We start from the raw sequence: 6,275 nt of genomic DNA, 5'->3' as shown, positions 1-6,275 counted from the left end.
CCCCGTGTGGCCGGGCGCGACCGCAGCCGGCCCGGCCGTCACCGTGCTTGCCCAGCCCGGCGACAACTGGATGCTGCACGTGGCCGTCGAGCTCTGCCAGCCCGGCGACGTGCTGGTCGTGGCCTGCGCTACCGATAATCACGACGGCATGTTCGGGGAGCTGCTCGCCACCTCGCTGAAGGCGCGCGGGGTCCGCGGCCTGGTGATCGACGCCGGCTGCCGCGACGTGCGGGCCCTGCAGGCCATGGGGTTTCCGGTGTGGGCCAAGGCCGTCTGCGCCCGGGGCACCGTCAAGGCGACGCCGGGCAGCGTCAATGTGCCGGTCGTCTGCGGCGGCGCGTTGGTCGAACCCGGCGACGTCGTGGTGGCGGACGAGGACGGCGTCGTGGTGGTGCCGCGCCGCCACGCTGGCGCCGCCGCCGATGCCAGCGACGCCCGCCTGTCGCGCGAAGCCATTACGCGCCAGCGGCTGGCGGCGGGAGAACTGGGCCTGGACATCTACGGCATGCGCGAAAAACTGCGGGCCGCGGGCCTCGTGTACGTGGACAGCGCGGCGGACCTGCACTGAAGCCATGCCCTCCGCATGAAAAAAGCCGGGCTCGACCCGGCTTTTTTGCTTCAGGCGCGGCGCGGCTCGGCCGGCAAGCCGGGCTGCGGCGCCTCGGGCGCGGGATGGGCCGCGGCCCCGTCGTTCAGGGCGGCGTTCAGTTGGTCGCGATCCAGCTCGCCCTCCCAGCGCGCCACCACAATGGACGCGGTGGCATTGCCCACCAGGTTGGTCAGCGCGCGGCACTCGGACATGAAGCGGTCCACGCCCAGGATCAGCGCCATGCCCGCCACGGGCACCGACGGCACCACGGACAGCGTGGCGGCCAGGGTGATGAAGCCCGCGCCCGTCACGCCGGCGGCGCCCTTGGAGCTCAGCATCGCAACCAGCAGCAGCAGGATCTGGTCGCCCAGCGTCAGCGGAATATCGCAGGCCTGCGCAATGAAAAGCGCCGCCATCGTCATGTAGATGTTAGTGCCGTCCAGGTTGAACGAGTATCCCGTGGGCACGACCAGGCCGACCACGGACTTGGAACACCCGGCGCGCTCCATCTTCTGCATCAGCGTGGGCAGGGCCGCTTCCGACGAACTGGTGCCCAGCACCAGCAGCAGCTCTTCGCGGATATAGCGCACCAGCTTCAGGATGGAGAAACCGTTGTAGCGCGCCACCATCCCCAGCACCACCACCACGAACAGCACGGACGTGGCGTAGAACGTGCCCACCAGCATGGCCAGGTTGATGACCGACTTGATGCCGTACTTGCCGATGGTAAAGGCCATGGCGCCGAACGCGCCGATGGGCGCCGCCTTCATCAGGATGGCCACGAGCTTGAACACGGGCTGCGCCAGGGCGGTCAGGAAATCCAGCACCGGCTTGGCCCGCTCGCCCACCATGGCCAGCGCGATGCCGAACAGCACGGCCACGAACAGCACCTGCAGGATGTCGCCGCTGACGAACGGGCTGAAAATCGTGGAGGGAATGACGTTGAGCAGAAAGCCCGTCACGGTGGAGTCGTGCGCCTTGCTGACATAGCCGGCGACGGCCTTCTGGTCCAGCGTGTTCGGATCGATGTGCATGCCCGCGCCGGGCTGCACAATGTGGCTCACCACCATGCCCACGACCAGCGCCAGCGTCGAAAACACCAGGAAATACAGCATGGCCTTGCCGGCCACGCGGCCCACCTTTTTCAGGTCGCTCATGGCGGCGATGCCGGTGGACACCGTCAGGAAAATGACCGGAGCGATGATCATCTTCACCAGCTTGATGAAACCGTCGCCCAGGGGTTTCATGGCCTCGCCGAGATCGGGCTTGAAATACCCCAGCAGCATGCCGACCACAATGGCGAACAGCACCTGCACGTACAGGATTTGATAGAGCTTGAGCTTGCGCGCAGGCGCGCCGTGATCCACGTCGATCATTGGGATTTGTCCCCACCAGGGCCCCGGCGCCGGCCGGCTTGCCTGGCCGGGGCTGGAGCGTTATCTCTTTTATGGCTCACCGGGAAATGCCCGGAGCCGGCTTCGCCGCCTGGCGGCGGCTTGGCAAGAGGGTATGCAAAGACCATGCCAGGCCGCCTGAACGCCGGGGCCTTTTCCAAACCCTTGTTTTCCCGGGATTTTTCCGACACTCGCTCCCTCCGCCTCAGGCATTTCGGCGAAATTTCGCACACATCCAGAGTAGAATGTGCGGAAACTCGCACACATCTCTATGACGCCACCCCGCTTTTCCCAGCCAGCAGGCCGGCCCCGTCCCGGCGCGGGCGCGTGGCTCGCCCGGCTGGCGCTGGCCGCGCTGCTCCTGTCCGCCGCCGGCGTCGCCCTGCGGCTCGCTACCGAGTGGGCTCGCGCGGGCGCCGTGAAGGAAATCGCCGCCCAAGCGCGCAGCGCCGGCCAGCTCAACGCCGCCCTGCTGCGCAACAACCTGGACAAATTCCGCACGCTGCCCTTCGTGCTGGCTCGCGACGAGGCCTTGCGCGCTACGCTGCGCAACCCGCAGCCCGCGCAAATCCTGACGCTGGACGAGAAGCTGGACGCCCTGAGCCGCGGCGTCAGCGCCTCGGCCATCTACGTTCTCGACCACACCGGCTACGCCATCGCAGCCAGCAACTGGAGGGAGCCGGCCACCTTCGCGGGCGTGGATTACCAGTTCCGCCCCTATTTCAAGAACGCCGCGACGCACGGCTATGCCGAACACTTCGCCCTGGGCACCGTCAGTCATGAAGCCGGCCTGTACCTCGCGCGGCGGGTCGACGACGCGCGGGGCGCCATGCTGGGCGTAGTCGTGCTGAAGGTCGATTTCCGCGCGCTCGAGGCGGACTGGCGGCAATCCAGCGCGCCCATTTTCGTCACGGACGAGCACGGCATCGTGCTCCTGGGCAGCAACCCGGCATGGCGCTTCTCCGTGCTGGAGCCGCTGCCTCCGGACCTGGCCCGGGGCCTGCGGGCAAGCCTGCAGTTCGGCGACGCGCCTTTTCTCGCGCTGCCGTTCAGCCCGCTTCTACGCCCGGAAAGCGCGGCGCAGCTCGTCAATACCCATGCCCCCTTGCCGCCGCACATTTCCGTCGGCGCGCCCCTGCTGCACACCACGGTCCCCATTACGGAATCGCCTGACTGGACGCTGCATCTGCTGACCCCGGTGGAATCGGCCGTGAACCGCACCACCGCCAACGCGCAGCTCGGCGTCCTCCTGGCGCTGGCCGTGCTCGGCACGGCCAGCGGCATTGCCGTGTACCGGCGGCACCTGCATCGCACCCGCGCCTCGGAGCAAGCCGCCATCCAGCGGCAGCTCACGGCCCAGGTCGAAGAACGCACCGCCCAGCTCAGGGAAACCAATGAGCGCCTGGTCGCCGAAATGGATGAACGCCAGCGCGCCACCGCGCAGTTGCACACCATGCAGGACGAACTCGTGCAGGCCAGCAAGCTGGCGCTCCTGGGGCAGATATCCGCCGGCGTCGCGCATGAAATCAACCAGCCCGTGGCCGCGATACGGGCCTACGCCGACAACGCGCGCGAGTTCCTCGCGCGCCGCGACATGGCAACGGCCAGCGAAAACCTCGAAGCCATCGCCTCGCTCACCGAACGCATCGGCAACATTACCGGCGAGCTGCGCGCCTTCTCGCGTAAAGCCGGCGACAGCCTCGAGCCCACCAGCCTCAACCAGACGCTCGAAGGCGCCCTGCTGCTGGTCGGGCCGCGCGCGCGCCGCCAGAACGTGGCGCTGCCGCGCCCGCTCGAGCGCGACTTCCTGGTGCAGGCACACCCCTTGAGGCTCGAACAGGTGCTAGTCAACCTGCTGCAGAACGCCCTGGAGGCCATGGAGAACCGACCGTCCGGCGGCATCGGCCTGGCCGTGCGCGAAGACCAGAACGCCGTCCGCCTCTACGTAGGCGACGACGGCCCCGGGCTGACGGCCGAAGCCCGCGGTCGGCTCTTCATTCCCTTTCTCACCACCAAGCCCGAAGGACTGGGCCTCGGGCTCGTCATCTCGCGCGACATTGCCGCCGAGTTCAGCGGCGAACTGCGCGCGGCCGAGCCCGGCGAGCCCTTGCCCGCCGGCCTGCCGGGCGGCGCCGTATTCGTCCTGACGCTGCGCAAGGCGCAATCCGGCGCTGCGGGCTCGAACGGCGCATAGCGCCCCGCCGCCCGCTCCTCTTTCTGTCTGGATATCCGCATGACCCGTCCCGCACCGCCATCCAATCCGCCCGCCAACCGCGGCGACACCCCTTCCCTGCCGGCAAGCCCGCCCCGCGTCGTCTTCATCGACGACGACGAGGATCTGCGCCGCGCCAATGTCCAGACGCTCAAGCTGCACGGCATCGCCGTCGACGCCTATGCCGGCGCGCGCCCGGCCCTGCCTGCATTGACGCCGGAGTTCGACGGCGTGGTGGTCACGGACCTCCGCATGCCCGACATCGACGGCTTGCAGCTGTTTCAGCGGCTCCGGGACATCGATCCCGAGATCCCCGTCATTCTCATCACCGGCCATGGCGACATTCCCACCGCCGTACAGTGCATGCGCGACGGTGCCTATGATTTCCTCGCCAAGCCCTATGCGGCCGACCGCCTGGTCACCGCCATCACGCATGCCGCCGAAAAGCGCAGGCTGGTGCTCGAGAACCGCCGCTTGCGTGCGGCGGCCTTCAGCGCGGACGGCGAAGACCCGCTATTCATCGGCGCTACGCCCGCCATGCAGCGCATCAAGCAGACCCTGCGCCACATCGCCGATGCTGACGTGGACGTGCTGGTCGAAGGAGAAACCGGCACCGGCAAGGAAGTCGTGGCCACCACCCTGCACCGCCTCAGCCAGCGCCGCAACGGCGCGCTGGTGGCCATCAATTGCGGCGCCATGCCGGAATCGGTCATAGAAAGCGAGCTGTTCGGCCACGAGCCCGGCGCTTTCACCGGCGCCCAGAAAAAGCGCATCGGCCGCATCGAGCATTCGAGCGGCGGCATCCTGTTCCTCGACGAAATCGAGAGCATGCCGCTGGCCGTACAGGTCAAGCTCCTGCGCGTCCTGGAATCCCGGCAGATCACGCCGCTGGGCAGCAACGAAGTGCGCAATCTCGACCTGCGCGTCGTGGCGGCCACCAAGGAAGACCTGGGCAGCCCCGCCATCCGCGCGCGCTTTCGCGAAGACCTGTTCTACCGCCTTAACGTCGTCACCATACGCATCCCCCCCTTGCGCGAACGGCGCGACGACATCCCGCTGCTGTTCGCGCACTATCTCGGCCAGGCATCCCGCCGCTTCCATCGCGACATTCCCGAAATCTCCGCGGAACTTCAGCGCCACGTGCTCACGCACGACTGGCCGGGCAACGTCCGCGAGCTCGCCCACTTCGCCGAGCGCGTCGTGCTGGGCGTCCTCAACGAGCCCCCCGCTCCCTCGCCGCATCAGCCCGATCCTGACACCGGCCTGAGCCTGCCGGAACGCATGGAGCGCTACGAAGCCCGCATCCTGCGCGAAACCCTGGCGGCCCACCAGGGCGAGGTCAAGGCCACGCTGCAATCGCTGGGCATCCCGCGCAAGACGTTCTACGACAAGCTCCAGCGCCATGGCATCGAACGCCAGGCCTACGCCGCTCCTCAACCCGGCTCGTCTACCGACTGATTTCCGGCGGATCGACGCTCGCGTTCGGGGCTCGGGGCTCGGGGTTCAAGGTTTGCGGTTTGCGGAACGCGGCGTAGGCGCCGGTGCCGGCCGGATTTCGTACTGGCGCGGGCCCTGGGGAGGGCGGGCCGATGGGGTCGGTGGGCCGGGTGTGGGGTGGGCGGCGCGCGCAAAAACAAACCCCGCAGCGGTTGGGCTGCGGGGTTTTGAGGGATAAAAGCCTGACGATGACCTACTTTCACAGACGTGCGTCCACTATCATCGGCGCGAAGGCGTTTCACTGTCCTGTTCGGGATGGGAAGGAGTGGTACCACCTTGCTATGGTCGTCAGGCGTAACGGGTTGAGCGGCCGGGGTTGTGGGCCAACCGCTCCAATCTGGGAAGAAGCACAGGCGCTGCGCGCAGCGATCGGGCTGCGCGGCAGCAAGGGTTGTGTTTGCCAAGGGTGCTGGCCGCTGACGAGGCGGCGGGCACATTGAACGGCGCGCTACACAGCAACGCTCATAACCATCAGGGTTATAGGATCAAGCCGCACGGGCAATTAGTATCGGTTAGCTTAACGCATTACTGCGCTTCCACACCCGACCTATCAACGTCCTGGTCTCGAACGACCCTTCAGGGG

General features: G+C 67.6%; 4 protein-coding genes and 2 rRNA genes. 3 read left to right on the top strand and 3 right to left on the bottom strand.

Annotation, left to right across the window (positions count from 1 at the left end; translation table 11 throughout):
- Nucleotides 1–568: 4-carboxy-4-hydroxy-2-oxoadipate aldolase/oxaloacetate decarboxylase (locus AD428_RS21385; RefSeq protein WP_053246521.1), on the top strand; the 568-nt coding region annotated here is incomplete at its 5' end.
- A gap of 50 nt (nucleotides 569–618) precedes the next feature.
- On the opposite strand, the gene AD428_RS21380 is transcribed toward AD428_RS21385, so the two are convergent.
- Nucleotides 619–1,965 (bottom strand): dicarboxylate/amino acid:cation symporter, encoded by a 1,347-nt coding sequence (locus tag AD428_RS21380; protein ID WP_053246519.1) that lies wholly within the window; start codon nucleotides 1,963–1,965, stop codon nucleotides 619–621.
- 289 nt (nucleotides 1,966–2,254) lie between these two features.
- Between AD428_RS21380 and AD428_RS21375 the strand changes: the two genes are divergently transcribed.
- The gene (locus tag AD428_RS21375; protein ID WP_082308537.1) at nucleotides 2,255–4,177 is read left to right on the top strand and encodes a sensor histidine kinase; all 1,923 of its coding nucleotides are present in this window, start codon (nucleotides 2,255–2,257) and stop codon (nucleotides 4,175–4,177) included.
- 39 nt (nucleotides 4,178–4,216) lie between these two features.
- Nucleotides 4,217–5,653, top strand: coding sequence for a sigma-54-dependent transcriptional regulator (locus tag AD428_RS21370; RefSeq protein ID WP_053246518.1), 1,437 nt, complete (start codon nucleotides 4,217–4,219; stop codon nucleotides 5,651–5,653).
- 219 nt (nucleotides 5,654–5,872) lie between these two features.
- On the opposite strand, the gene rrf is transcribed toward AD428_RS21370, so the two are convergent.
- Both rrf and AD428_RS21360 read right to left on the bottom strand, forming a co-directional pair.
- Nucleotides 5,873–5,985: ribosomal RNA gene (gene rrf, locus AD428_RS21365) — 5S ribosomal RNA — on the bottom strand.
- A gap of 188 nt (nucleotides 5,986–6,173) precedes the next feature.
- Nucleotides 6,174–6,275 (bottom strand): 23S ribosomal RNA (locus AD428_RS21360); the annotation flags it as partial.

The sequence above is a fragment of the Achromobacter sp. DMS1 genome (assembly GCF_001270295.1).
The sequence above is the reverse complement of the archived record's forward strand: the minus strand, read 5'-3'. Positions and strand labels throughout refer to the sequence as shown.